Origin of the sequence: Glutamicibacter nicotianae, assembly GCF_016907615.1 — a bacterium.
Classification (GTDB): Bacteria; Actinomycetota; Actinomycetes; order Actinomycetales; family Micrococcaceae; genus Glutamicibacter; species Glutamicibacter nicotianae.
Map to the genome: position 1 here is coordinate 12,302 of NZ_JAFBCH010000001.1, position 25,588 is coordinate 37,889.

Here is a 25,588-nt window from a genome sequence, read left to right on the forward strand (position 1 = left end):
TCTTTCCGATGTGCTTCTGCTCCTTGGTCATGCGTCCGGGCACTGCAGCCGGAGTGCTCATGATTCCCTCGTTGTATCGAGTGCTCGGAAATCACTTTCCTCCGCCCCCAGCACCACCGCGCTGGACGTTCATGCAGGATCGACTTCTTGCCTTGATGGTAGGCCTCCGCCGAACCCGCTACAAGCGATACTTCTCCTAGCGCAACGCGTGACTGGTTGTTCGCATTGCTCCTGCGGAAATCTGTCAGGCTTGTGCGAACAGCCCGGCAGCATCAGCGACTACCTGCTTCGCGCCGCCCTGGTTCCAGCTCTCGCGTTGGCGCGTGGCTCCATTTCCGAAATTCGCGAGCGAGTCCAAGTAATTGGCTACGAACTGTTCATCGCCATTACGTTGCAATGCCCGGCCCGCGTAGTCGAGCACCCGCTGGATCATGACCTTGACAAGCACGGATGTCCTGGATCCGCTATCGAAATAAGTGCCTTCCACTCCCGATTTCGCTGCTTGCCACAGGCCCAGGTCGAGAACCTCGGACGCTGCCGTGCTGGCAGGGCTGCGTGTTGCCGAAGCGGTATCCACAATGGCGCGGATGAGCAAAGCCAGGGCCACAGATTCACCGGCTGTCATCTGCGTGTCCGCAGCGCGGACTTCAATGGTCGGATGATTCACCGACAAGCGGGCGACCCAGCTAATGTGGCCCGGATCGAGCAGCGCCCCGGAAGCAATCATGTCCTCCACCCGCTGCTGGTATTCATGCTCTGACGCAAAAGCCGGCGGAATGCCTGTCGCAGACCATCTGCGGTAGTGCACCGTCCGCCATGACGCGAAACCCGTCAGTTCCCCGTTCCAGATGGGAGAGTTCGCGCCAATTCCCGCAATCAGCGGCAACCAGCCGCGCAAGGCATTCAGCGCCCGGACTCCGGCTGCGGCATCCGGGATATGCACATGGATGTGCAGCCCGTTGATGAAATGCTCGCGGGCGATCCCCGGGACGAACTCGTGGATGGTTGCGTAGCGCTGGCCCTTGGTGAACTCCGTACTGCTCGGGATCTGCAGCGCCGTTCCCGAAGCAAAGGGAAGCACGTGGTGTTCGCGGCATATCCGCTCAATGGCGGCGCGCCGCCGCACCAGCGCTTCCAGGGCTTCGTCCGCCGAGGCGCAGATTCCGGTGACGATTTCCAGCTGGCTGGCCAGCATTTCACGGTGGACCGTGGTGCCCGGCAGTTCCAGGCCAAGCAGCTGGGAGCGGATCGGACATCGGCACCGGGGCGGCAGTTGCCGGATCCACGACGAAGAATTCCTCCTCGATCCCAAAGGTCCTGTTCATGGACGCTGGTTCGCCTTCCCTGGGCAGCAGTACGAACTGAACATTAGACCGCAGCTAGCCGGGACGGCCGTTCCAGGCACGAAGCCCAGCGATTTTCCAGCTTCGCCGCAGCGACGCACGCGGCAGTTCACAGGCACCCGTTCACCTTCTGGCCCTACGCCCGATGGCTGCCCCGGGCACCTGTTGCCTGCTTTTCACAGCTGCTACCGAGCTTGCGGCCATGCAAGTACAAGCCCTGGCGCGGGCGCTTGCGTAGTGTGCGACGATCGATTCACCGCGGCTCGGCAAAGCACCGCAAGACGCAGAGTTGCGGGCTGTCACGCCCAATTGGAGGCGCAGCTTCACCCGGCCGGCTACTGGCCAGCCGGATCGAGATTACTGGATTGATCCGAAGTCGAACGCAGCAGGAGGACAGAGCCATGATCAGCACAGAACAGCTTCAGGAACTCAGTGCAATTGGCGGCACCGTCATTGGCCCCGACGGCCAGAAGATCGGCAAATTCGGCCAGATTTTCCTTGATGACCGCAGCGGGCAGCCGGAATGGGCGACGGTCCGCACCGGACTCTTCGGCCTCTCCGAGAGCTTCGTTCCGCTCAGCCAGGCGACCGTCGCAGGCGATACGCTCTCGGTGCCCTATGACAAGCAGACCGTCAAGGACGCCCCGAACATCGACCCCGAGGGCCAGCTCACGCCAGAGCAGGAGCAGGAGCTCTACCACTACTACAGCCTGTCCTATCATGAAGCAGACCAGGCCGCCGTGCAGCCGGGCGTCCCGGACACCGATGCCCGCGCCGAGTATTCGCGGGAAGACGTGCGCGGTCCGGGAACCGGCGCTCCAAGGTCCTCTGCCGTCCGTTCCGAGGAGCAGCCGCAGGTGGGTACCGAAGGCGTGGAAACCGGCAAAGTGCGCCTGCGCAAGCACGTGGTCACCCGGGATGCGGCAACCACCGTGCCGTTAAGCCATGGGGAAGCGCGGCATGAGCGCGAGCCCATCACGGATTCCGCAGCCGCTGGCACAAGCGGCGAACTGGCTGGGGACGAGCAGAAGGTGGCCTTGGACGAGGAACGCCCCGCTGCAAAGAAGGCTGTTGATCCGGTCGAGCGAGTCAGCCTGGAAGAGGAAGCAATCACCGAGGAAGAGCGCCGCGAAGCGCAATTGCGCATGGAACAGGCGCAAGCTGAGGGCTGGGAAGGCGGCCGGCAGACCCGCTAGCGCCGGAGCCGAACCTGCACGCAGCGGTGATCGGGGCGGAATCAGGCTTGCGCCGGATTCCGCCCCGATCCGCGCACCGCCATTGCTGGACGTTCCCTAGGTACTTGAAGACTCCCCTGCCATCCAACTGGCAATTCTCTAGCGTGGAGAGCATGACGGCGGCCAGCATGCCGGTCCAGCGTTTCCTTCCGATCGCAACAGCCAGAGTGAAGGAGCAAGATCATGGAACATCCAAAAGATCCTGTCGTAGAAGAACGTCCGCTGGTGCAAAAGGCCGCGCTGGCGGTCGGCATCGTGTTCTTCCTGGTCGACGTCCTCGGATTCATTCCTGGAATCACCACCAACTACGCATCGCTCTCAGGTGACGGCCACGACTTCGAGGCCAAGTTGCTGGGAATCTTCCAGGTCTCGTACCTGCACAATGCCGTGCATCTGCTCTTCGGTGTCGCCGGCTACCTGATGGCTCGGACCGTGCCTGCTTCCTGCAGCTACCTCATCGGCGGCGGAATCATCTATCTGGTCTTGTGGGTCTACGGGCTGGTCATTGATTTCGACAGTGCAGCCAACCTCATTCCCCTGAATGATGCGGATAACTGGCTGCATCTCGGGCTCGGTGCGCTCATGATTGCCTTGGGATTGTTCCTCTCCCGGAAGGCGGCCGGACAGCCTCGGGACCCGTACGCGGCATGACAAGACGATGAATTGCCGAAGCGGGCACCCCGGCATGCAGGGGTGCCCGCTTCGGCAATGCAGTTCATGGCAAAGCCCTCAGCGCCTTCGCTACACGCAACGGTTCGAAAAGCCGAGACCGCCAGACACCGGGAATCCCAGGAATCCAAGCGAGTTCGCTGTCGCAGGATCCCCAGCAGGCGCAGCGGAACTCACCCGCTGTTTGCGGGAGGATTTCAATACTCAGCTCTTCCTCGACGGCGGTTCCGTGCCCTTGGATCACCAAGGACTTGGATGCCGGGCTCTGGTCCCAGCACAGCCAAGCCGACGTCCGGAAAGCTGGCTCGGACGGCGGCTGGACCGGCTGGCCGCCAATTGCTAGGAGCTGAGCTCCTCGGCAATGGCACTGCTGAACGCGTCGAGGTCGTCCGGATTACGCGAGGTAATCAGCACGTAGCCGTTCGCCGGGCAGCGGAAAACCTGTTCGTCCTTCCAGGTGCCGCCGGCATTGACCACATCGGTCTTGATCGAGGTGTACGAGGTCAAGGTCTTGTCCTTGGCCAATCCGGTTTCCACCAGCAGCCATGGCCCATGGCAGATGGAAGCGATCGGCCGGCCCGAACCGGCAAAGGACTTGGCAATGCGCTGGGCGTCGGCGTCCAAGCGGAGGTTGTCGGCATTCAGCGTTCCGCCGGGGATCAGCAGCAGGTCGAAATCATGCTCGTCCACTGCCGCCAGTGCTTCACTGGCTTCGAAGACCTCCCCCAGATCCCAATCGCCAACCAGCGACTTGACCTGGCCGGCCTCCGGGGCCGCGATCACCACCTCAGCACCGGCTTGGCGCAAGTGCTCCACTGGCTTCTTCAGCTCATCCTGCTCGACTCCGCGGTTGGAAACTACCGCAAGGACTTTCTTGCCTGCTAGATCTGGCATATTCATGCTCCTTTCATCGACCACTGCCCACTGTGCTTTGCGCAACCAACGAAGGCAAGCTGCACTCAGGAAGCATCCAGCTGCCGGCTGCCGGCTGCGAATGGGGGACGTTGCCTGCTGCAAGGCCTGCTGCGCAGGGCATAGGATGCTCAGGCGTTGGCCGGCTGGCCCTGCTCCTCGGCCAGTGCTTTGGCCTCCTTCTTCTCGCAGATGTGCTTGATGCCGGTGAATGCCAGGGCCAGCACGAGGATGGTGTAGAGGATGACCGTGATGGAGCTGTCCACCAGAATTCCGGCATCGCCTTCCGACACGCTCAGTGCACGGCGCAGTTCATGCCCAGCTCAAGGACGACTTGCTGCAAGGCGCATTCCAGCCCGGAGACGCCCTGCGCGAGGTTGCTTTGGCCGAACGCTTTGGCGTGTCCCGCACCCCGGTGCGCGAAGCCCTGACCCGCCTGCTGCACGAAGGGTTGCTAGAGCGCCGCGCCCGTGGACTTTTCGTCAAGGAAATCGACCCCGAGCAGATCATGCAGGTCTATGACCTGCGCATCCTGCTCGAAGGCCCGGCCGCCCAGGAAGCCGCCTCGGTGCGCACCGAAGTGGACCTGATGCGCCTGCAGGCCCTGGTTGACCGCGACCGCGCACTTGCCGAGCCGGATGATGCCACCCGATTGGCCACCAACATCGAGTTCCACCGCGCGCTTTGGCGCGCAGCGCACAATCCGGTGCTCGAGGATCTGCTGGAGCGCCTGGCCACCCACCAGATCCACGCCCCATCATCCACGCTGTCCGTCGGCTCGCGCTGGACCGAATCGCTGGACGAGCACCAGCGCATCGTGGATCACGTCCGCGAACGCGACAGCGCAAAGGCCAGCGAACTCATCCAGAAGCATGTGTCCACCGCCAAGGCGCTGCGCTTGAAGATGTTCGCCAGCCTGATGCACTAGCGCCAGACCCGAAGCAGCTGGGCCGTTCCGGGTTACGCCAGAGCATCGTCGATCTGTAGAATGGAAGCATGGCTTTGGTCCTTTCAACGCATGCGCAGCGGCTTCGCGCTGCCGTTTTCCCCAACGGGAAACTGCTGACCAAACTTGCCAGCGGCACCAACGGGTGGTTGAGTTCCTGGGGAACCAACGCCCACGGCGAGATCGCCGGCTGCCCGCCACCGCGCCACTAATTGCGCGGTCCCACCACCTGTTCTTTCTTTCGTGGATTCCGCGCGCCGTCGTGCCCCTTTTTCCCGGATCCCAGAAAGACCCGTTACCTTGCCATACCCTTCAACTGGCGTATCCCGCCAAGCACCCCACGCCATCTGGCGCGGTATCCACCAGACCCTCAAGCAGGATTCGATGGGCGGACTGCTGCTGCTCTGCGCCACCCTCGCCGCACTGATCCTGGCCAATTCCCCGGCAGCCCCCTGGTACGAGGGGCTGCGCGATTTCCGTTTCGGCCCCGAGGCCCTGCATCTGAACCTCTCGGTAGGATCTTGGGCCGCAGATGGCTTGCTCGCCATCTTCTTCTTTGTCGTCGGCCTGGAGCTCAAGGAGGAATTCGTTGTCGGCAAATTGCGCAATCCGCGCACGGCGATCGTTCCCGTCGCGGCCGCCGTGGGAGGCGTGGCGCTGCCTGCACTGTTCTACGTCCTTGCCATCTCCGCTTCGGGCAGCTCCGCCATCAACGGATGGGCGATTCCCGCGGCCACTGACATCGCCTTCGCAATTGCCGTTATCGCGGTCGTGGGCAAGTTCCTCCCACCGGCCCTGCGCACTTTCCTGCTCACCCTGGCGGTGGTCGATGACCTCCTGGCCATTTCCATCATCGCCATCTTCTACACCGAGAACCTGTCGTGGCTGCCGCTGCTCATCGCCCTGCTCCCGCTAGCCGCGTTTGCTTTCGCCGTGCAGCGCGGGGTCCGGGCCTGGTGGATCCTCATCCCGCTCGGAGTAGCCGTCTGGGCATTGGTGCACGCCTCGAGAATCCATGCCACGGTAGCCGGCGTACTGCTGGGCTTCATGGTTCCGGTAGTGGCTACCCAGCGAGCCCATGTCCGAATCGGAACCAACGAACAGGGCGACGAAATCCATGAGGGACTGGCCGCCCATTTCGCCGACCGATGGTCCATTCCCTCATCGATCTTCGCAATTCCCCTGTTCGCCTTCTTCGCGGCCGGGGTTCCACTCGGGGGCCTTTCCGGCTTGGGAGAATCGCTGCTGAGTCCGGTTGCGCTGGGCATCATCTTCGGACTTGTCCTGGGCAAGTCGATTGGAATCACCTGCTCCACTTTCCTGGTCACCAGGATTCCCGGAATCAAGCTGGATAGCAGCATCAAGTGGCCGGACGTGCTGGGCCTTTCCTTCGTGGCCGGCATCGGCTTCACCGTCTCCCTGCTGGTAGGCGAACTGGCCTTCGGCCAAGGCGGGGATGAAGCGCAGTATGTCAAGGTCGGGGTGCTGTGCGGCTCACTGCTGGCCGCATTCATTGGCGCGATGCTCCTCGGGGCGCGAAATCGCCTGTACCGAGCGGCAGCCGCCTCGCGCGCGTAGCAAGTCTTGCTGCATCCGCCCCTCGGACGGATGCAGCAAGACGCGTCAACGGACCTACTAGCGCGCAGTAATCGAATCGATGGCCTCGCGGGCTTCCTTTGCCAGCTGCTGTGGCATGGGCGCGCTCTTGGCCGAGTCGGCCGCCGTCTTCTGCCCCTGATCACTGACCACGTACTGCCCGAAAGCCTTGACCAGTTCCACGGTCTGCGGATCCTCATAACCACTGCAGAACAGCAGGTAGGAGACCAGCACCATCGGGTATGCGCCTTCGGCGGTGGTCTTCCGGTCAAGTTCCAGGGCGATATCGTGCTCCCCGCGTCCTTCCACACGCTCGGATTCGGCCACGGCCTTGGCCGCGGCTTCCCCGCTAACGGCGACGAATTCATCTCCGACCTTCAGCTTCACCTTGCCCAGCGACTGATCCACCAGCGAATCGTCGGCGTAGGTTATCGCTCCGACAGCGCGGGTCACGGTGGTGACCACACCGGCATTGCCCTGGGCTTTCTCCAGTCCGGTGGCATCCGGCCAGCCGCCATCGGGCTCATGAGTCCACACCTCGGGAACCACGCTATGCAGGTATTCGGTGAAATTCTCCGTGGTGCCCGAGTCATCGGCACGGGCCACCCCGGTTACCGGGATATCCGGCAGCTGAACCTCGGGATTCAGCTTGGCGATGGCCGGGTCCTGCCATGAACGGATCTCGCCGGAGAAGATCCGGGCGATCGTTTCGGCATCCATATTCAGTTCCTTGATGCCCGGCAGGTTGAAGGCGATGCTGATCGGGGAAATATACGCCGGAATATTGATCGCGCCCTGCGGCCCGCAGGTTTCGATAGAACGCTGAACTTCCTCGTCCTTCAGATACGCATCGGATCCGGCGAACTCGGTACCGCCGGCCAGCAGCCCTGCGCGTCCGGCGCCGGATCCCACCGAAGCGTATTGCACCTGGACCTTGGGGTGCAGGGTGGAGAATTCGGTGCTCCAGGCGTTCATGGCCGAGTTCTGCGCGGTGGATCCGCCTCCGGTCAGGGTGCCTTCCAGGTTGGAGGTATTGGCTTCGGCGGCCTTGCGCTGCTCCTCCCCCAACGGATAATCCGAACCGCAGCCCGAGAGCAGCAGGGCCAGGCCAAGGCTGGAAGCGGTGATTGCTCCTGCCCGGCGGGCAAGTGAATGAGGGGCAAAGCGGGTGGGGCGCACAACAGCTCCTGGATTATAGGGGTACGTTTCAACTAGTTCGTAAACTCCAGTCAAACATCTTTCCAACATTTTTGCGCTTCTCAAACCCGTCGGTGCTTATCCCAACGCATTCCCAGCCGCTTAGGCCGGGCCCATTGATTTGCTTCGCCGCAAAAGCTTAAGTGATAATGATTCTCATTATGACTTATGTGGATTCCCCATCGATCAGCCAGCCTGGCGCCCACCAGCCGCCTGCTCCGGTGTTCCTCCTGCGCAACGCACGCCTGGGACTGCGCACGGAGAACCGCGCTCTGCTGGAAATCGAGGTGTTCACGCTTCTTCCCGGCGAGCGCGTGGTCATCACCGGCACCTCGGGTGCTGGCAAGTCGCTGCTGCTGTCCATGATCACCGGGCACTGGGCACCCGGATTGGAATTCCCCGGCACCCGCATTGCCGACTCGCGCCGCATTGGCTGCATTCCGCAACGCGGCCAAGATGCCCTGCACCCGCTGCTGCCGCTGGGGCGGCAGCCGGCGAGATCTCGCGCGGACCGGCGGTAATTGCCAACGCGACGCCGCCGATTCTTGCCGGGGTCGTCATCGCGGCCCTGGTGGGCCCATCGGTGGGCGGTGCCGCGCTGGCCGTGCTCTGGGTGAGCTGGCCTCCGTTGGCCACCCATGCGGCCTCGCTGCTTGATGAGGCGCGGGCCATGCCGCATATCCGCTGCCTTCCGCTCTCGGGGGTGCCGCGGAGCAGGATCTGGATCCAGCATTTGCTGCCAGCGGTGATTCCCGCATTGCTGCGGCATGGGATGCTGCGGCTGCCCGGGGTGGCTTTGGCCTTGGCTGCCCTGGGATTCCTCGGGCTCGGGGCGCAGCCGCCCACCCCGGAGTGGGGTTTGCTGCTGGCCGAAGGCATCGGCTATGTCGAGCGGGCTCCGTTCACCGCCATCGCCCCGGGCGCCGCACTGGTGCTGACTTCCGTGTGCGCTGTGGCGCTCGCCGGGATTCCGGTGCCACGGCGTGCCGGTTCCCGCGGCCCTTCGAAGAAGCTGGAGGCGCAGTCCGGGAGCTCCCAGGTGCCGGTGAGCTGAACGGCGGGACTACCGTTCCGCTGCCAGTTCGCTGTTGCCGTGCAGCGTTCCGGTGGACAGCCCGAGGCTTACCGGCTGCGGCGAACTGCAGCAGCCGCTGGATTCGGCAGGCTCGGCCGGTTCCGTTCCGCAGGAGTTTTCGCTGGCCGGAGCGTCGCAGGAGCCGCCCAGGTCCGTTGAGCAAACACCTGTTTCCGGCAGCTCCAGCTCCACCCGGCCGGCCGCCTCCGCATCTCCGGAGAGGGCGGCGGCAATGGAGCGCACCTGCTCGTAGCCGGTAGCCATCAAGAACGTCGGGGCCCGCCCATAGCTCTTCATGCCAACGATGTAGAAGTTATTTTCCGGGTGCGCCAGTTCCTTGGCGCCGTGCGCGCTGACCGTTCCGCAGCTGTGGAACTCCGGATCGATCAAGGGACCGAGCTGGCGCGGGGCCTCGACGCATTCGTCCAGCTCCAAGCGCAGCTCCGAGAGCATCTGCAGATCCGGGCGGAAACCGGTGGCAGCGATAATGCGGTCAACGGCCAGCTCGCGGCCATCAGCCAGCACGACTGCCAGCTGCTCCCCTGCGTTCATCGACGCGACGGAGACATTCTCCAGCAGTTCCACGTGGCCGTTTTCCACCAGCCGGCGCAGCGAGGTGCCCAGCTGGCCCCGGGCCGGAAGCTGGTCGGCGGCTCCGCCGCCGTAGAGCCGGATCGGGTTGGCTTCCCCGCGCAGGCCCCAGCGGATCCGGGTATCAGGGTGCTGCTTCTGCAACCGGCCCAGGGCGATGATGGTGTTCGCCGCCGAATGCCCAGCGCCGAGCACCAGCAGGTCCTTGCCTGCCAGCTCGTTCTCATCGGCGCCCAGCGGATCGGGAAGCCCGCTGGTGATGAAGCCCTGCTCACGTGCTTCGGCTTCGCCGATTGCCTCGATGCCGCCACGGCCTACCGGGCTTGGCTGGTTCCAGGTTCCGCTGGCGTCAACTACGGCGCGGCCGAGCAGATCCACCAGGCCGCCAGGGGTTTCGGTGCGCACCAAAAACGGTGCGTCGTCGCGGTTCGCGGTGCGGGCCTTGTCGGAGCCGCGGCCGTCGGCCAGCACGCGGCTGATCTTCACCACGCGGTGGCTGTAGCGGATGCGTGGCGCCAGTGCCGGGTGGGCTGCTAGCGGCTGCAGGTACTCGCTGACAAGTTCCGCACCGGTGGGCAGCTTGGTGATCCGCGGCGCTTCCCAATCCCCGGCATATCCTTCGCTGGGGGTTTCCAGCAGCCGTCGGGACGCGGCATCGATATTGAAGCGCCATGGGGAGAAGAGCTTGATGTGGGACCACTGGGCAATGGCGGCACCGGCGCTGTCCCCGGCTTCCAGGACGAGCACGTCCTGCCCGCGCTCGCGCAGGTGGGCTGCGGTGGCCAGCCCGATGGGACCGGCGCCGATGACGATCACTGGAAGGTTCTGGTTCATGGATTTCTCCTTGGCTGCTGGATTCCGGGTGGCGGGTGCCGCTTGGCTGGCTGGCAGCAGTTCGGCGATGAGCTGCTCTATCCGGGTGCGGATTTCATCGCGGATCGGGCGCACGCCGTCGATGCCCTGACCTGCAGGGTCCTCCAGCTTCCAGTCCTCATAGCGCTTGCCAGGGAAGAATGGACAGGCGTCCCCGCAGCCCATGGTGATCACGACGTCCGAGTCCTTGACCGCTTCGGTGCTCAGCACCTTGGGCACTTCGGCGGACATGTCGATGCCTTCCTCCAGCATTGCCTGGACGGCGGCCGGGTTCACCGAATCAGCGGGAGCCGAGCCGGCCGAGCGGACCTCAATTCGCCCTTCGGAAAGGTGAGAGAGGTAGGCGGCGGCCATCTGGGAGCGTCCGGCGTTGTGCACGCAGACAAAGAGAACTGAAGGCTTCTCGGTTGCAGTCATGGTTATTTTCCTCAGGCAGAAGTTGTGACGGTGCTGGATGCGGGGAAGAATTTCCGGGCCCACAGGGCCACGTAGACCAAGGCGACCAGGATAGGCACCTCGATCAGCGGACCGACCACCCCGGCCAGGGCCTGTCCGCTGGTGGCGCCGAAGGTCGCGATGGCCACCGCAATGGCCAACTCGAAGTTGTTCCCGGCCGCAGTGAAGGCCAAGGTGGTGGTGCGCGGGTACCCCAGCTTCAGCCAGTGGCCAATGACCATGCCGGCACCGAAAACCACCACGAAGTAAACCAGCAGCGGGACGGCCATGCGCAGCACATCCAGCGGCTTGGAAATGATGTTATCTCCCTGCAGTGCGAAGAGCAGGACAATGGTGAACAGCAATCCATACAGCGCCCACGGGCCGATCTTCGGCAGGAACTTTCCCTCGTACCAGTCGCGGCCCTTGGCCTTTTCGCCCAGCGTGCGAGTCAGGTAGCCGGCCACCAGCGGGATGCCCAGGAAGACCAGCACCGAGGCAGTGATCGCGGCAATGGAGAATTGCGCGCTGGTGGTTTCCAGTCCCAGCCAGGAAGGCAGCACCTGCAGGTAGAACCAGCCCAGGGCACCGAAGGCGATGACCTGGAATACCGAGTTGATGGCCACCAGCACGGCGGCCGCTTCGCGGTCCCCGCAGGCCAGGTCATTCCAGATGAACACCATGGCGATGCAGCGGGCCAGCCCCACGATGATCAGCCCTGTGCGGTATTCCGGCAGGTCGGCCAGGAAGATCCAGGCCAGCACGAACATGAATGCCGGGGCGAGGATCCAGTTGATCACCAGCGAGGTGACCATCAGTTTCTTGTCGGCCAGCACGCGGCCTGTTTCGTTGTAGCGCACTTTGGCCAGCACCGGGTACATCATGACCAGCAGGCCGATGGCGATGGGCACCGACACCCCGGCCACGGTGAAGCGGTCCAGCAAGGCGCCGAGCTGCGGGAAGATGCGGCCCAGGCCCAGGCCGACGGCCATGGCGAGCAGGATCCACAAGGCCAGGTAGCGGTCCAGGAAGGAAAGTTTGGCCGCCACGGGGGCCGTGTCTAGCGCAGGGGCAGGTGCCACTGAATCATCACTCCAAGAATAGACATCGACGATTATCGATGTTTTGAGTATGATGAAACATATCGACGTTTGTCAATCTCTGGCGCCGACCAAGACGCCAAGACAAGAAAAGAGCCGAGGTCCATGAGCACAGCCACCGCGAATCCTGCCGACGGCACGTGCACCGCGCCGGCTGCCGATGCCTGCTGCGTGCCATCCCCCGGGGAGGCAATCCTGAGCGCCGAGGAAGCCGAACTGCTGGCACTGCGATTCAAGGCGCTGAGCGACCCCAACCGACTGCGCATCCTGTCCATCGTCTCCAGCAGCGCGGCAGCCGAGACCTGCGTTTGCGACCTGCCCGAGCCGCTGGGCCTCAAGCAGCCCACCGTCTCGCACCATTTGAAGATCCTGGTGGATGCCGGGATCCTGCACCGCGAGAAGCGCGGGGTCTGGGCCTACTTCTCCGTGGTCCCCGGCGCCTTGGAATCCCTTGGCGCCAGCTTGGCGCCTAAGCCCTAGGCGGGTTTGCCACGCGGCCCTTGCTTGCAGGCACGGGCGAGTGCCCTATTTCGGGCGCTCGAACTTAGTGAGCTTATGCGTGCCATCGCAAAAGGGCTTGATGGCGGAGCCCCCGCAGCGGCATAGCGCTACGGGCCCTTGCCGGGCTTCAATGGATTGCCCCTCGGCATCGACGATTTCAAAATCTCCCCTGAGCAGCAAGGGTCCCTGCGGGCACACTGTAATGGTGGCCGCTTCCGAGGCACGGTTCCCGCCGCTCATGCGACTGCCCCAGCTCCGGCCTCGGCCTCGGCCCCGGCAAGCAACGCCGATCTGCCAGCTTCCCACGCGTCCAGATACTGTTCGCCGGCCAACGCATCAACGGCCGCCGCGGCTTGGGCTCCGAACAGTATGTCGGGGACCAGCTCCGGTTCGTCTTCAGCCAGTCCCCCAGCCAGGTCGCGGCCGGCGATCTGCTCATGGACCGCATCAGCTTCCACATGCTCATCGAAGTAATCGGTGACCGCAGATTCATAGCCCAGGCGCCGGAAGCCGCGGGCATAAGCCGCCTGGGGTATCGAGGAAGTCATCTCGTACAGCGCCAAGTGCCCAGTGATGGCTCCCCGATGGCGCCGGTGCATGCCGAAGAGCGAAATCATGTTGACAGCCGCCAGCGTCACCGCCGGAATGCGATTGATGTAGGCACCGAAGTCATCACGCAGGCCGACCCCTCTCATCGTCTGCCTGAACAGCTCGCTATGCATTCGAGGCAGATGCCCATTTCCGTATTCATCGGCCTGGATCTCCACCATCGCAGCTTTTGCACGTCCCTCGAGTTTCGGGATCGCCCAGGTGTGAGGGTCAGCTTCCTTCAGCTGATAGATCGACTTCAGAATCAAGAATTCGCGTGCCTGGGCGGCATTGGCCTTGCGCTGGATGAATTTCGAGACCGACGGCCCGGCATCACTCGCAGCGAGCGCAAACAGCGCTTGGGCCACCTCCGAGGAGCTGGGTTCCACGCTTGGAACCGGGCCCGCAGCCTCGCGAAGCGCTTGCTCGAAAGCCTCCTCGATCTGGGTCCGCAGCGAAATCAGCCCAGGGTTCCATTCCCAGCGATCATCGACGCCTGCAAAACCCCGATAGTGCAGCTCATAGAGCATGAAAAGGCTCAACTGCAGGTCCCCGTCGTCAAGCACATCCGAAGCCGAAGCCAACCGCCCGGTTGCGACCGTTGGCAGGTAGGCTGCGTGTTCTCCCGAGGGGTTGCACAGCAACGCGTTGGCCAGCTCTCGGGACAGGTCTCCGCTGGGTACGGGCAGATGCATGACGCTCCTTGGGTGTCGCTGGTTGCATAGCCGGCAATAGCGGCTTGAGGATGATCGTGCCAGCATCCCCCGGATATCACCATCATTAGGAGGAAAGGCCAAGGTAAGCCGCCAAGGCAGGCAATCGATTGAACTCCGTCGCCTGGCCGGGTGCGGCTGCGCTCCGCGGAATTCGTGTCCACATGCGTGGCATGAGGTATCCTCAGAAGAACACTCCACGATGATCACCGAGCGCCAATGGCGAAACCCGGGGATCCCTCGGCTTCGCGCCACAGGGTTTCGTGGGCGGTCCCCTTTCGGAGAGCTGCCATCAGCGGAGGATTATATGAACATGCCCGAACGCCGTTTTCGCGCCATGCAACGCGTCGAAGAACTTTTGCATTGCCCTGAGGCAAGAACCCTTCTCACCTCGTACGGCTGGTTCGAGGGGACGCCGGTGGTATTCGCCCAATACGCCGATCCAGTAGATGAAGTCATGGGCTTCGTATCGGTCCATGGACGGGCAGTGCTCATGGTTGTCGATGACGGCCAAACCGATGAGCTGCAGCTATGGCACATCACGGTGCCCAGCCCGCTTTTTCCCAATGTTCCGCCACTGCCAGCGGGAACCACAATCAGCGAACTGTGCAACATGCACCGCACGGAGAAATTGATGCCGTTTCGCGTAGCTTTTTGGTCCCATAGCGCGGCACTGCATGAAATTCCCTGCTTTGTCCGCAACGACAGGCCTGTCCAGGCAACTCGGTCGACGACTGACATCGGCTAGCCCGGCGGGCCAGCCCGGACAGCTATCGGAACGCTCCCTCTCGCGCCACGCGCCACGCGCCATCCCGATCGCGGATTCCGTCTTGGACTACTGGGTCCGGACGGAATTTCCTTCCACGAGCTTTCCCGTTCAATGACACGAATGCCGGATCGCTGCCCGGCCCGTGCCACAATCCGAAGTGGAAAGTAGCGCCGAGCACCAGTTGGCGCGTCCTATGCGAGGAGGCATCGGCGGCAGTGCAAGCCAAAATGGAACAGGTCCAGCAACAGACCAACGCGGCCTGGATCATCATCGTGGCCTCCGGTGTGATGGCCGGCCTGCACATCTGGAAGCTCGCCCCCGCGCTGACCGTGATCCAGGACGAACTGGGGTTCTCGCTGGTCTTCTCCGGCGTGCTGCTGGGCGTGGTCCAGGTGGCCGGCATGGCCGGCGGGCTGGCAGTATCCCTGCTCTCGGAAGTCATCTCCCAGCGCCGCACGTTGATCCTCGGCTTGCTGCTGCTGGTGCTGGGCAGCACGCTGGGCGCCTTGTCCCCCAGCGCGCCGCTGCTGCTGGCCACCCGCATCCTGGAAGGCGCGGGTGTCATCATGGCCACCGTCATGGGGCCGGGACTCGTGCGCCTGCATGCCCCGATCAGGAACCTGAACATGGCCGTGGGGTGGTGGGCCGCCTACATGGGCATGGCCACCTTCATCGGCGTCTTCTCCACCGCACTGGTGCTCCAGCACCTGTCTTGGCACCTGTGGTGGGGCCTGCTCGCGTTCATCACCCTGTTGCCCATTCCGCTGATACTGAAGTTCGTGGCAGCGGATAGGCCCTCGGGTCCGGCGGCCCTGCGCGAAGCTGCCCGGCGCATTGCCATCACCGCCCGGGCACCGCGCGTGTGGATCAGCGGACTGATTTTCGGCTGCTATACGGTGCAATGGATGGCAGTAGTGGGGTTCCTGCCCACGATCTACGAGGAATTCGGCCTGGATCCGGTGGCCGGTGGATTGGCCTCAGCCGTGATCGGCGGGCTGAATGCGGTGGGCGCGATCATCTGCGGCGCGCTGCTCCAGCGCGGGATCAACGGGCGCACCCTGCTGCTCACCGGTTTCGCCTTGATGTCACTGACCTCCATCCTGACCTTCGCCATCGACTACCCTTCGGAGCTGCTGCTGATCCAGATGGTCTGCGTCGGCTTCTTCTCGCTGGCCGGAGCAGCCGTCCCGACCACCATGACCCGCGTGGTGGTCGACCTGGCTCCGCCCGGCGGTTCGGCCCCTGCCTCGATGGGCTTGACCCAGCAGATCTTCAATATCGGCAATTTCACCGGCCCGATGCTGCTCGCAGCCACGGCGACGCTCACCGGAGGGTGGAATGCCACCTGGTGGCTAACCACGTTCTTCGCACTGCTCGGCGCCTCGCTGACACTGGTGCTCTCGCGCAGGAATTCGCCGTTCGCCAAGGCGCACTGACGCCCTCTACCAGCAAGGGGCTGGAGGCAGGACGGTTTCCCGTCCTGCCTCCAGCCCCTTTTCCCTGCATTCTTTCTGCGCTGTGCCGCTAGTGCGCGCTGCGGCGCTCATCCCTGATCTGGCCGACCAGCTCTGCGAGCATGTCCTCCAAGGTCACCATGCCGGTGACCTTTCCGGTTCCGCCTTCGCGGACCAGCGCCAGGTGGGCACCGGAGAGCTGCATTTCCTGCAACGCGGTGCGAACGCTTTGCTGCGGGGCAAAGGACGGCAGCTTTCGGATGTCGCTGGGCTGCAGCGGCCGCTCGCGGGTATGCGCATCGGCACCCAGCACGTCCTTCACGTGGACATAGCCCACCGGGGTGCCATCGGCCTGCACCAGCGGGAAGCGGGAGAAGCCGTGCGCGGCCGCCGACTCGATATCGGCCACCGTGCAATCCACCGGCAAGGTCTGCACCTCATCGAAGCTGATCGCCACCGACTCGATGCTGCGCGCATCGAAGTGCAGGGCGCCCATCAGCAGCTGCTCGTCCTGCTCATCCAGGACACCGCCCTCACGGGATTCTGCCACCATGGAGGAGACCTCGTCGCGGGTGAACGTGCTGGCCACCTCGTTCTTCGGGGCCACCCCGAAGATCCGCAGGACCAGGTTGCCCATGGCGTTCATCAGCCACAGCACCGGGCGCAGGATCTTCACCAGCACCACCATGCTCGGGCCGAGGATTAGCGCCATGCGCTCCGGGCCGGCCAGCGCCATGTTCTTCGGCACCATCTCGGCGAGCACCACGTGCAGGTAGGTGACCACGATCAGCGCAATCGCGTAGGACAGCGCATCGATCATGCCCTCAGGAATCCCGATGGCCTCGAAGGGACCGGCCACCGCGTACTTCACCAGCGGCTTGGTGACATAGCCTAGCGCCAACGAGCAGACGGTAATGCCCAGCTGGGCGCCGGCCATCACCAGCGAGACGTTCTCGATGGCCCACAGGGTCAGCTTGGCGCTGCGGCTGCCGGCCATCGCCTTGGGCTCGATGATGCTTCGGCGTGCCGAGATCAGCGCGAATTCCGCGCCGACAAAGTAGAAGTTCGCTGCGAGCAGCAGGATCGTCACAAGGATTCCGACTAGATCGCTCATCGCCCGGCCTCTTCCTCATCAAGTTCGGACACTTCCACGTCAACGACGGCGATCCGCTGCTCATCGGTGGCCTGGATGGTGAATTCCAGCTGCTTGCGCGGCCCGCCGGGAACGCCGGGCACTACGAGGGCGACCACGTCGCCGACTTGGCCGAAGCGGCCCAGCTGCACGGTCAGCAACCCGGCCAAGGTCTCGTAGTCCGAGTCCTCGGGGATCTGGCAGCCCAGCAGCTCGCTGGCTTCATCCGGGCGCAGCGCCGCATCCAGCCGCCATCTAGTCTCCGAAAGGACTTGGACGCTGGAGTCTTGCGGGTCATGCTCATCGCGCACTTCGCCGACAATCTCCTCCACAAGGTCTTCCAGGGTCAGCATGCCGGCGACGTCGCCGGTCTCGTCGATCAGCACCGCCAGCTGCATCCCGCCGCCGCGCAGCTGGTCCATCAGCTCATCGAGCTCGATGGTATCCGGGACCAGCAGGGCCTGTTGGGCGTAGTCCCCCACCGCGGTGTGCGCGCGCTGCTCGAAAGGCACGGCGAGCAAGGCGCGGATATGCACCAGTCCCAGCACCCGGTGGCCGTCCTCGGCCACCAGCGGGAAGCGCGAATGCCCGGTTTGCGCGGCCAGCTGCAGCACGTCTTCGACGCTCTGCTGCGCGGTCACGGTGATCATCCGCGAACGGGCGGTCATCACGTCGTGGCCACGGCGGTTGCCGAAGGCCACGGTCCGGCGCAGCATCTCCGCGGTTTCCGAAGGCAGCACGCCCTCGCGGGCGGAGTGCCCCACCAGCGCGACGAGTTCCTCGGCGGAGCGGGTGGAGGCCAGTTCTTCCTGCGGCTCGATGCCGAGCCGGCGGACAATCCAGTTCGCGTTGCCGTTGAAGAATGAGAGGAACGGCTTGGTGACGGTGCTGAAGCCGCGCTGGAAGCCAACTACCGCCTTGGCGGTGGCAAAGGGCTTGGCAATGGCCAGGTTCTTGGGGACCAGCTCGCCGAAGACCATGGTCAGGATCGTGGCCAGCACCAGCGCGATGGCAACGGAGACCGTGCGGGCCAGGGCCGCGTCGAGGCCTGCGTCCTGCAGCGGGCCCACCACGAGAGCGGCAATGGCGGGTTCGGCCAGGAAGCCGATGCCGAGGTTGGTCAGGGTGATGCCCAGCTGGGCACCTGAAAGCTGGGTGGACAGGGTGCTCATGCCCTTGAGCACGCCCTGGGCGCGGCGGTCGCCATCGGCGGCGGCCTGCTTGACTTGATTTCGGTTAACCGTGATCAACGCGAATTCCGCGGCTACGAAGAGCCCGCATCCGAGAATGAGGAGCACGGCCAAAGCCAGAGAAATCCATTCCATTATCTGCACCCCCTGTCCTTCGAAGCCTGGCCGGCAATCATGCCGGGCAGAGGGCTGGAACTATGAGATCTACTGTCGCCTGAAGCGTCCATCATTCCCTTCCGGCCGGGGTATCTTCCTCCGGCCTGCTGTGTTCCATCAATTATCCGGCATACTGCGCGCCAAATTGGTTGAACCGTACAATTGTTTTCCCAATCCCCTGCTCTTGCATAGAGATTTCACAAGATTACCGGCAGCCGAGCTGATCGGCTATGCCGGAGATGCAACAAAACCTGTATCTTCGGTTCAGATCCATTGGCTTCTTTTAAGTCCGCGGAAGACGCTGGTCCGGCGCATGGCGCCCAAGAAGGAGAAGCTCCATTTCCGAGCACTACCGTCTTCACCAGTTCCTGACGGGCGTGGCTCACTGGCGAATTGCTCTTGGCTTCTTCCAACGACCTGGACCCGCAGTTCAACTACGCCGAAGAATATCGCCATCGACAGGCAGGGCTCTCAAGAATGCGGAGATCGAAGAACTGACTACCGCGAGCTTGAAGATGCGCGAATGCCCGGCGGGAGCTGGGCGGTGAGCACTGCGCCGGTCGCTTGCCGGCTCACCCAACAGAGAAGAGGTTCGCCGCGGAGCTACAGTGCTCCATGGCGAACCTCTTCAATGCCCATGGGTCAGGAGAAGTTGATGCCGCCATCGATCAAGACGGTCTGGCCAATCATGTGTTCCGAGTCCGACCCTGCCAAATAACTCACCAGCTTTGCGACGTTCTCCGGCTCGGAAACCCGGCCAGCCAGAATGTTGTCCACCTGCGCCTGCAGGGCACTGCCTCTCGGGGTTCCTTCACGCGCCGTGAGCCGCTCGTCAATCAAACTCCGCATCGCGGTTCCCACCACGCCCGGTGCATAGGAATTGACGGTGATGTTGTGCTTGGCGAGCTCCATGGCGGCCGCTTGGGTCAGTCCGCGCACCGCCGATTTGGGGCCGAATACGAGGCGAGGATGGGAAACGGACGGAAAGAAACGATGGATGCCGCGCCAATGATTCTCCCACCGCTGCCCTGCTCAATGAAGCGCTTGGCCGCCAGCTGGCAGGAATAGAAGACGCCTTTGATGTTTACGTCGAGTATGCGGTCCAACGCGTCGGGTTTCACGTCCAGGATCTCGTCAACCTGCGCAATGCCGGCGTTGGCCACGAACACCGTCAGGTCGCCCAAGGCTTCGGTACCCTCCTTGATCATCCGCTCCACGCCTTCGGGGTTCGACACGTCTCCGGCCACCCCGACTGCACGGCGTCCACGCTGCTGGACGGCGGCGATGACCTCATCCACATTCTTCTGGGCACCCGGAATATCGGCAACGATGATGTCCTGCCCGTCATCAGCCAGAGGCTCGGCGATAGCCCTTCCAATCCCTCGTCCTGCTCCGGTGATGAGTCCGACCGCTGCGGTGGATCCTGCCACGGTGATTCCTCCTGATAGATGCTGCTCGGACTTTGAAGCGGACCCTTAGCCCGTCGAGTCTGCCCAGCTCGGGCCCCGCGCTCGCTGCGGGGATAGCTTCGTTCTCGCAGTGCGATAATGCCCGGAACGCGACGCCGAGCGCGTTGTCGGGCCATTCTCACCAGCCGATAACGACGCTGGCAGTACCGTGATGTGCGTTACATAATCCAAGTAAGGCTTCACTGCCGGTTTCCCTGCAGAATCAGCGCAGGAACTGACCTAACCGTCTAATAATCGAGGTGACAACAATGGTGTTCCCAGCAAAATATTCATCTCTCAACGCCCTGGAGCTCTCGGATGAGGCTCGGCGGATCTTGACCCGGATCATTCGGGTTTCGTTTCCGCACCCGCAGTTCCCGAATGGGCCCTACGAGCGCATGACAGAGAAAATCATCGAGGCTTCAGCCGAATCCAGCTGGTTCCGCATGGCTTTGACCCAGGGCTTGATGACCTTGGATACGCTCAGCGAAGAGCACTTCCTGGATCTACCCGATGACCGTGCACTGGCGGCGCTCAAGCGTATCGCGGATCTGGAGTTCTTCGCCTTCATCCGCCGCACTGTAGTCCTCAATTTCTACGATGACCCCGAAGTGCATCAGGCCCTGGGCTACGAAGGCGAATCCTTCTCCAAGGGCGGCTACGTTAACCGCGGTTTCAATGATCTGAATTGGTTGCCCGAACCGCGCATCGAGGAAAGCGGAGAGCCCGTGCAAGACCAGGGCCCGCTTCCCTATGCCGTGAAAGCCTACGCACCAGAAACCAGCAGCAAGCCCGTGGACAACGTCCTGGGAGATTCAGGAATCCTCGAGGAAGGAACAACCCGATGAGCACCGAAGAGCAATCGGCAGTGCACGACCATGACGACGACTCGGTAGTTGTCGTCATCGGCTCCGGCGCCGGCGGCGGAACCTTGGCCCATGAGCTGGTTTCCAAGGGAGTCAAGGTGGTCATGCTCGAGGCCGGCCCGTATCTGAAGAATGAGGACTACCACCAGGACGAGTGGGCAGCCTTCAACCAGATGGCTTGGCTGGATCCGCGAACCACCTCTGGGTCATGGCGCGTGGCCCGCGACTTCCCCAATCTGCCGGCCTGGATCGTCAAGGCGGTCGGAGGCACCACCACCCACTGGTCCGGGGCCACCCCGCGGTTCAAGGCACATGAGTTCAAGGCACGCAGCACCTACGGCCGGATCGACGGGGCCAACCTGCTGGACTGGCCCATCACCCTGGACGATTTGGCACCGTACTACGACCGTGCCGAGCAGAAAATGGGCAGCACCCACCGCCACGGGCGTCCCGCGCTGCCGGCCAACAATAACTACAAGGTTTTCGCCAATGGCGCCCAGCGCCTGGGCTACCGCCAGTACGCCACCGGGCCCTACGCAACCAATGCCGAACCCTACGACGGCCGGCCAGCATCCATTCAGGATGGCTTCAACTTCCAGGGCGACAAGAACAAATCCAAATGGTCCACAATGGTCTCGGAGATCCCGAAGTCGCTGCGCACCGGCCTGCTGGATTTGCGTCCCGAATCGCATGCTGTTCAAGTCACCCATACCGCTGCCGGCAAGGTGGACGGAGTCATCTACATCGATTCCGAAGGGAACCCGCAGCGCCAGAAAGCCCGCATCGTGGCGGTGGCCGGCAACGCCATTGAAACCCCTCGCTTGCTGATGCTGTCCGCTTCGCCGCTGTTCCCCGATGGCTTGGCGAACTCCTCGGGCCAGCTGGGCCGCAACTACATGCGCCACACCACCGGCAGCGTCTACGCCAAGTTCGACCAGCCGGTGAACATGCACCGGGGCGAGACGATGGCCGGGCTGATTGCCGACGAATCCCGCCATGATCCGGACCGTGGGTTCTGCGGTGGCTACTACATGGAAACCATCGCGCTGGGGCCGGCGTTCCTCGCCAGCTTCGTGGAGCCCGGCGGCTGGGGGCCGGAATTCACTACGCTGCTGGACGATTACCTGAACACTGCGGGCATGTGGATTACCGGTGAGGATATGCCGCAGGAAAGCAATCGAATCACGTTGAACAACACCGTGGCCGACCGCTTGGGCCTGCCGGTGCCGAATGTCCATTTTGACGACCACTCCAATGACATCGCCATGCGAGCGCACGGCTACCAGCAGGGTTCGCTGCTCTTCGAGGCAGTGGGCGCGCGATCCACGCATCACACGCCCCCGTACCCCTCGACGCATAACCTCGGTACGGCGCGAATGAGCCAGCGTCCGGAAGACGGGGTGGTCAACGCCTTCGGCCAGGCCCACGATGTTGCGAATCTGTTCATCTCCGATGGCTCGCAATTCACCACCGGCGCCGCGGCCAACCCGACCTTGACCATCGTGGCGCTAGCCATCCGCCAGGCCGAGTACATCGTCGAGCAAATGGCCCAGGCCAAGTTGTAGGCTGTCCGGGCACCTCGTCAGTCGGCGCCAGCTGCGCCGAGCATCGAGGTGCCCCGCAGCGCGCGGCTCACCCGCGAAGCCACATCGCGCAGCAGGACGGAGACGTCTCGGTGGCGGGTCTGGAATTCTGCCGGGTCCATGGAAACTGCCACCGATCCGATGACTTGCCCGGCGCCCGTGGTTACCGGGGCGGCCATGCAGGAGGCGCCTCGGATGAATTCTTCGCGTTCGATGGCAATGCCGGTCTCGCGCACGGCGTCCAGTTCTGCGGCAAAGACCTGCGGATCGCAGATGGTCGCGGAGGTCATTCCGGGCATGCCGTGCTTGTCGAGGTACGCGTGGCAGCGTTCGGCATCCATGGCCGCCAACAGCACTTTGCCGAAGGCTGTGGCATGGGCACCATTGTTGAACCCGAAGCCCATGGGGGTAATGCGCGGGCGCAGTGGCGACTCAACGACGTGGGCCACCACGATATCTTCCCCGCGGTGCACTGCGTAGTAGGCGGCGGCGTCGGCCCGCACATGCAATTCGCGGATCAAGCGCGCCACCGAAGGCGGGGTGCCTACCTGCCGGCGCAACGAGTTATCCAGGGCGTGAAGCTTGTAACCCAGGGCATAGAGCCCTTCATCGCGCAGGTGGACCAGGTGGCCCGACAGGGTCAAGGTCTTGAGCAGGCGATAAACGGTGGGCAAGGGCATCTGCAGTTCTGCAGCGATCTCTTTGGCGGCCATACCCCGGTTATGCGCGGCCACCACGTCCAGCAAGGCGAATGCTTTTTGAACTGAAGCAAGGCCAGCTAGTGAATCGTTATATCCCATAACCCCATCTTGTCGAGGTGAGCTGGGAACTTCAATATGAGTCGCAGCTGCCGCTGGCCTTGCCCCAGCAATTTCAGGGTTCATCGCAAAAGTTGCTAGCTGATTTCCAATTCGCCCATGCGATCCCAGGTATCGCCTTCGATCTGCCGGCTGATAATGTGCGGAGTTTCAACCAAGGCCGGCGCCATGTCGATCATGGCCTGCTTGAAATGGTCGCTGCCCACGTGGTCTCCAGCTGCGTCGTCCTGGAAAGCTTCAACCAGAACGAATTCGTTGGGGTCCTCAAGGCTGCGCGACCAATCAAACCAAAGGTTGCCTGGTTCCGCACGGGTTGACTCGGTGAAACTTCGCACCAGATCCGGCCAGCGGTCTGAGTAATCCGGCTTGACTTTGAACTTAACGACAATAAAGTACACGATGACGTCCTTTCGGTAAGTAGCACAGCCCTGCAGAAACAGGGTCTAATGCCAGTTTCCCCGGTGCCGCGCGGCTGGGCCTATACGCATTATCGGCAGGCGAGAATGCGGCCATCCCAAGAGGACAATAGTGTCCTGCAGCGGCCATCCTGTCCGAGACTCAAGGCGCGATAGTGGCAATGAAATCCAAATCAGAGCAGCCTCAGCAGCGAGTGGTTGCCGGCCAGATCCTCATCGCCCATCACGGCAGCCTCCGGCGGCCCCGCTAATCCGGTGCAGGACTATTTTTGGCTAGCCCAGCCTACGGGGCCAGATCATGCTCGTCCTGCCCTGTTCCAAGTTTTACCTGGCGCGCTTAAAAAACTGGATATTCGTTGCATGGGGACAATCCGGTCCCGATTCAACCTTGTCTTCGGCTGATTGGCCTTCTTCGACGCTCATGGATCCGAAGCGCTGAATTGCGCTGTAATTGGCGAAGGCATCGGCGGATCCGCCAGAAGGCTCGATGAAGCCGAAATTGCACGCGTGGCCAGCTTGCATTTGATGATCACTCTCCTCATGATCGGGGCCAGCTTTTTGGCCCCATAGAAGTCCCCGCACGGGAAGAGCCCTGCGCGGCAGAACGTCGCAGAGTTCCAGCAACTTCTGCAGGCACTTCCTGACCTGCCATAAGCATGGGCACACGGCATGGGGCGCTCTTGCCGATAGGCTGGGCCGTAACCGGAACAATGGCAGAATCCGCCCGAGATCCAAGAGGAAATGGCACCATGAAGAATCCGATTCCCGATTACCTCCACGAAGTGCTCGATGCGCTGCGCGATGACACCTCCGGGCAGCGCGCCGGCTACATTCCCGAGCTGGCCGAAGCCAATCCCGACTATTTCGCCTTGGCCGTGACCACCGCCATGGGCAGCACCTACACGGCCGGGGATGCAGGCATCGAGTTCACCATCCAGTCCATTTCCAAGCCTTTCGCCTACGCGGCGGCGATCATGGACCGCGGCCTGGAGCAGGTGCTGGAGCGCATCGGGGTGGAACCCTCGGGCGAGGCGTTCAACGAGCTGTCGCTGGAAGCCGGGACCAACCGGCCGAAGAACCCGATGATCAACGCCGGGGCCATCGCCGCCCACGGGCTGCTGGTCGGCGCCGACGCCACCGGCGAGCAACGGGTCGACCGGGCCCTTCAGCTGTTCTCGGCACTGGCCGGACGCCAGCTGCGCATCGACGAGTCGGTTTTCGCTTCGGAGCTGGGCACCGCCGACCACAACCTGTCCATGGCCCATATGCTGCGCAAGCACGGGATCATTGCCGATGACCCGCATGAGGTGGTGGCCGGCTACACCCTGCAGTGCTCCATTCTGGTCACGGTGGCCGACCTGTCGGCGATGGCAGCCACCCTGGCCAACGGCGGCGTGCAGCCGTGCACGCACGAGCGGATCATGGACGAGGCCACCGCCCGGCAGGTCATGTCGGTGATGGCGGTGGCCGGCATGTATGACGGGGCCGGCGACTGGCTGACCCGGGTCGGGATCCCTGCCAAGAGCGGGGTGGCCGGCGGGCTGGTGGGCGTGCTGCCGGACCAGGTGGGCATCGGCGCGTTCTCGCCGCGGCTGGATCCGCACGGCAACAGCCAGCGATCGCGGCGGGCCTTCGAAAGGCTCTCCACGGATATGGGCATGCATCTGCTGGCTCCGAGCCATGGACGGCTCGACGTCGTCGATGTGCGGCGCGGGGGCACCCGCGAGACGTTCACCTTACAGGGCAATGTGCAGTTCACCGCCGCGGCCGAGCTGCTCGACCTGTTCGCCGCATCGGATTTCGACGGGCCGGCGCACCTGGATATCTCCCGGGTGTTCTCCTTCACCGACGTGGCCCGGCGGATGACGCTGGAGGGGCTGCGCCGGCTGCGCGATGAGGGGCGCCGGGTGATCTTGCATGATCCGCTGCAGTCCCTGGCGGATCCGGATCTGGGTGACGGCACCTATCCGGAGACGCCCTGA

Annotated in this window: 29 protein-coding genes; 13 read left to right on the plus strand and 16 right to left on the minus strand. The window is 63.4% G+C overall.

Going from position 1 to position 25,588, the window contains the following annotated elements; genetic code table 11:
• Positions 1-244: 244 nt before the first annotated feature.
• Positions 245-1,195, minus strand: a complete 951-nt coding sequence (locus tag JOE62_RS00060) for a carboxylate-amine ligase (protein WP_204719377.1) — start codon at positions 1,193-1,195, stop codon at positions 245-247.
• Position 1,196: 1 nt separating this feature from the next.
• Positions 1,197-1,325 carry a hypothetical protein gene (locus JOE62_RS16410; protein WP_275587931.1) on the minus strand — a complete coding sequence of 43 codons (129 nt, stop codon included), beginning with the start codon at positions 1,323-1,325 and terminating at the stop codon, positions 1,197-1,199.
• Between the two features lie 419 nt (positions 1,326-1,744).
• On the opposite strand from JOE62_RS16410, the gene JOE62_RS00065 reads away from it, so the two are divergent.
• Together JOE62_RS00065 and JOE62_RS00070 are read left to right on the plus strand one after the other, a co-directional pair.
• The gene (locus JOE62_RS00065; RefSeq protein WP_204719378.1) at positions 1,745-2,539 is read left to right on the plus strand and encodes a YsnF/AvaK domain-containing protein; all 795 of its coding nucleotides are present in this window, start codon (positions 1,745-1,747) and stop codon (positions 2,537-2,539) included.
• A gap of 222 nt (positions 2,540-2,761) precedes the next feature.
• A complete protein-coding gene (locus JOE62_RS00070) occupies positions 2,762-3,229 on the plus strand; it encodes a DUF4383 domain-containing protein (protein ID WP_204719379.1) in 468 nt (155 codons plus the stop codon).
• A 357-nt stretch (positions 3,230-3,586) separates the two neighbouring features.
• On the opposite strand, the gene JOE62_RS00075 is transcribed toward JOE62_RS00070, so the two are convergent.
• Positions 3,587-4,141 (minus strand): type 1 glutamine amidotransferase domain-containing protein, encoded by a 555-nt coding sequence (locus JOE62_RS00075; protein ID WP_204719381.1) that lies wholly within the window; start codon positions 4,139-4,141, stop codon positions 3,587-3,589.
• Positions 4,142-4,290: 149 nt separating this feature from the next.
• Positions 4,291-4,452 (minus strand): hypothetical protein, encoded by a 162-nt coding sequence (locus JOE62_RS00080; RefSeq protein ID WP_204719383.1) that lies wholly within the window; start codon positions 4,450-4,452, stop codon positions 4,291-4,293.
• 5 nt (positions 4,453-4,457) lie between these two features.
• On the opposite strand from JOE62_RS00080, the gene JOE62_RS00085 reads away from it, so the two are divergent.
• The 3 genes from JOE62_RS00085 (at position 4,458) to nhaA (ending at position 6,683) form a co-directional block, all read left to right on the plus strand.
• The gene (locus tag JOE62_RS00085) at positions 4,458-5,087 is read left to right on the plus strand and encodes an FCD domain-containing protein (RefSeq protein WP_204719385.1); all 630 of its coding nucleotides are present in this window, start codon (positions 4,458-4,460) and stop codon (positions 5,085-5,087) included.
• A 68-nt stretch (positions 5,088-5,155) separates the two neighbouring features.
• Positions 5,156-5,317 (plus strand): hypothetical protein, encoded by a 162-nt coding sequence (locus tag JOE62_RS00090; RefSeq protein WP_204719387.1) that lies wholly within the window; start codon positions 5,156-5,158, stop codon positions 5,315-5,317.
• 88 nt (positions 5,318-5,405) lie between these two features.
• Complete coding sequence (nhaA, locus tag JOE62_RS00095; protein ID WP_204719389.1) at positions 5,406-6,683, plus strand: Na+/H+ antiporter NhaA; 1,278 nt, start codon at positions 5,406-5,408, stop codon at positions 6,681-6,683.
• 57 nt (positions 6,684-6,740) lie between these two features.
• Here nhaA and pstS read toward each other — a convergent pair whose 3' ends face one another.
• The gene (gene pstS, locus JOE62_RS00100; RefSeq protein ID WP_338085722.1) at positions 6,741-7,880 is read right to left on the minus strand and encodes a phosphate ABC transporter substrate-binding protein PstS; all 1,140 of its coding nucleotides are present in this window, start codon (positions 7,878-7,880) and stop codon (positions 6,741-6,743) included.
• A gap of 179 nt (positions 7,881-8,059) precedes the next feature.
• Here pstS and JOE62_RS00105 point away from each other — a divergent pair, with 179 nt between their 5' ends.
• Entirely contained in the window at positions 8,060-8,419 is a 360-nt protein-coding gene (locus JOE62_RS00105; protein WP_239543072.1) for an ATP-binding cassette domain-containing protein, read from the plus strand.
• A 20-nt stretch (positions 8,420-8,439) separates the two neighbouring features.
• Complete coding sequence (locus JOE62_RS00110) at positions 8,440-8,952, plus strand: ABC transporter permease subunit (RefSeq protein WP_338085814.1); 513 nt, start codon at positions 8,440-8,442, stop codon at positions 8,950-8,952.
• A gap of 9 nt (positions 8,953-8,961) precedes the next feature.
• Here JOE62_RS00110 and JOE62_RS00115 read toward each other — a convergent pair whose 3' ends face one another.
• Both JOE62_RS00115 and arsB read right to left on the minus strand, forming a co-directional pair.
• Positions 8,962-10,854 carry an FAD-dependent oxidoreductase gene (locus tag JOE62_RS00115; protein WP_204719393.1) on the minus strand — a complete coding sequence of 631 codons (1,893 nt, stop codon included), beginning with the start codon at positions 10,852-10,854 and terminating at the stop codon, positions 8,962-8,964.
• A gap of 11 nt (positions 10,855-10,865) precedes the next feature.
• Positions 10,866-11,921: an ACR3 family arsenite efflux transporter gene (gene arsB, locus JOE62_RS00120; RefSeq protein WP_338085723.1), complete on the minus strand. Its 1,056-nt coding sequence runs from the start codon at positions 11,919-11,921 to the stop codon at positions 10,866-10,868.
• 156 nt (positions 11,922-12,077) lie between these two features.
• Between arsB and JOE62_RS00125 the strand changes: the two genes are divergently transcribed.
• Positions 12,078-12,452: an ArsR/SmtB family transcription factor gene (locus JOE62_RS00125; RefSeq protein ID WP_038992981.1), complete on the plus strand. Its 375-nt coding sequence runs from the start codon at positions 12,078-12,080 to the stop codon at positions 12,450-12,452.
• 45 nt (positions 12,453-12,497) lie between these two features.
• Here JOE62_RS00125 and JOE62_RS00130 read toward each other — a convergent pair whose 3' ends face one another.
• Both JOE62_RS00130 and JOE62_RS00135 read right to left on the minus strand, forming a co-directional pair.
• Positions 12,498-12,713 carry a CDGSH iron-sulfur domain-containing protein gene (locus JOE62_RS00130; RefSeq protein WP_204719398.1) on the minus strand — a complete coding sequence of 72 codons (216 nt, stop codon included), beginning with the start codon at positions 12,711-12,713 and terminating at the stop codon, positions 12,498-12,500.
• Positions 12,710-13,756: an iron-containing redox enzyme family protein gene (locus tag JOE62_RS00135; RefSeq protein WP_204719400.1), complete on the minus strand. Its 1,047-nt coding sequence runs from the start codon at positions 13,754-13,756 to the stop codon at positions 12,710-12,712. Before JOE62_RS00135 ends, JOE62_RS00130 begins: the two co-directional genes overlap by 4 nt.
• A gap of 331 nt (positions 13,757-14,087) precedes the next feature.
• On the opposite strand from JOE62_RS00135, the gene JOE62_RS00140 reads away from it, so the two are divergent.
• Entirely contained in the window at positions 14,088-14,522 is a 435-nt protein-coding gene (locus JOE62_RS00140) for a hypothetical protein (protein WP_239543074.1), read from the plus strand.
• A 236-nt stretch (positions 14,523-14,758) separates the two neighbouring features.
• On the plus strand, positions 14,759-15,979 hold the full coding sequence (locus JOE62_RS00145) for an MFS transporter (protein ID WP_338085724.1): 1,221 nt from the start codon (positions 14,759-14,761) through the stop codon (positions 15,977-15,979).
• Between the two features lie 88 nt (positions 15,980-16,067).
• On the opposite strand, the gene JOE62_RS00150 is transcribed toward JOE62_RS00145, so the two are convergent.
• From JOE62_RS00150 to JOE62_RS16420, 4 genes are all read right to left on the minus strand, one after another.
• Positions 16,068-17,111: a hemolysin family protein gene (locus JOE62_RS00150; protein ID WP_204719404.1), complete on the minus strand. Its 1,044-nt coding sequence runs from the start codon at positions 17,109-17,111 to the stop codon at positions 16,068-16,070.
• Positions 17,108-18,454 (minus strand): hemolysin family protein, encoded by a 1,347-nt coding sequence (locus JOE62_RS00155; protein WP_204719406.1) that lies wholly within the window; start codon positions 18,452-18,454, stop codon positions 17,108-17,110. Before JOE62_RS00155 ends, JOE62_RS00150 begins: the two co-directional genes overlap by 4 nt.
• 663 nt (positions 18,455-19,117) lie before the next feature.
• Positions 19,118-19,414, minus strand: a complete 297-nt coding sequence (locus JOE62_RS16415) for an SDR family oxidoreductase (RefSeq protein WP_204719408.1) — start codon at positions 19,412-19,414, stop codon at positions 19,118-19,120.
• Positions 19,402-19,905 (minus strand): SDR family NAD(P)-dependent oxidoreductase, encoded by a 504-nt coding sequence (locus tag JOE62_RS16420; protein ID WP_204719410.1) that lies wholly within the window; start codon positions 19,903-19,905, stop codon positions 19,402-19,404. The genes JOE62_RS16415 and JOE62_RS16420 overlap by 13 nt, the downstream gene beginning before the upstream one ends.
• A gap of 416 nt (positions 19,906-20,321) precedes the next feature.
• Here JOE62_RS16420 and JOE62_RS00170 point away from each other — a divergent pair, with 416 nt between their 5' ends.
• Together JOE62_RS00170 and JOE62_RS00175 are read left to right on the plus strand one after the other, a co-directional pair.
• Positions 20,322-20,771 carry a gluconate 2-dehydrogenase subunit 3 family protein gene (locus JOE62_RS00170; RefSeq protein WP_239543076.1) on the plus strand — a complete coding sequence of 150 codons (450 nt, stop codon included), beginning with the start codon at positions 20,322-20,324 and terminating at the stop codon, positions 20,769-20,771.
• Positions 20,768-22,354 carry a GMC family oxidoreductase gene (locus JOE62_RS00175; RefSeq protein ID WP_204719414.1) on the plus strand — a complete coding sequence of 529 codons (1,587 nt, stop codon included), beginning with the start codon at positions 20,768-20,770 and terminating at the stop codon, positions 22,352-22,354. Before JOE62_RS00170 ends, JOE62_RS00175 begins: the two co-directional genes overlap by 4 nt.
• 17 nt (positions 22,355-22,371) lie before the next feature.
• Here the strand turns inward: JOE62_RS00175 and JOE62_RS00180 are convergent, their stop codons facing one another.
• The 3 genes from JOE62_RS00180 to JOE62_RS00190 form a co-directional block, all read right to left on the minus strand.
• Positions 22,372-23,172: an IclR family transcriptional regulator gene (locus tag JOE62_RS00180; protein WP_204719416.1), complete on the minus strand. Its 801-nt coding sequence runs from the start codon at positions 23,170-23,172 to the stop codon at positions 22,372-22,374.
• A 95-nt stretch (positions 23,173-23,267) separates the two neighbouring features.
• Entirely contained in the window at positions 23,268-23,588 is a 321-nt protein-coding gene (locus tag JOE62_RS00185; RefSeq protein WP_204719418.1) for an antibiotic biosynthesis monooxygenase, read from the minus strand.
• A 342-nt stretch (positions 23,589-23,930) separates the two neighbouring features.
• On the minus strand, positions 23,931-24,128 hold the full coding sequence (locus tag JOE62_RS00190) for a cold shock domain-containing protein (protein ID WP_204719420.1): 198 nt from the start codon (positions 24,126-24,128) through the stop codon (positions 23,931-23,933).
• Between the two features lie 227 nt (positions 24,129-24,355).
• Here JOE62_RS00190 and JOE62_RS00195 point away from each other — a divergent pair, with 227 nt between their 5' ends.
• Entirely contained in the window at positions 24,356-25,588 is a 1,233-nt protein-coding gene (locus JOE62_RS00195) for a glutaminase (RefSeq protein ID WP_204719422.1), read from the plus strand.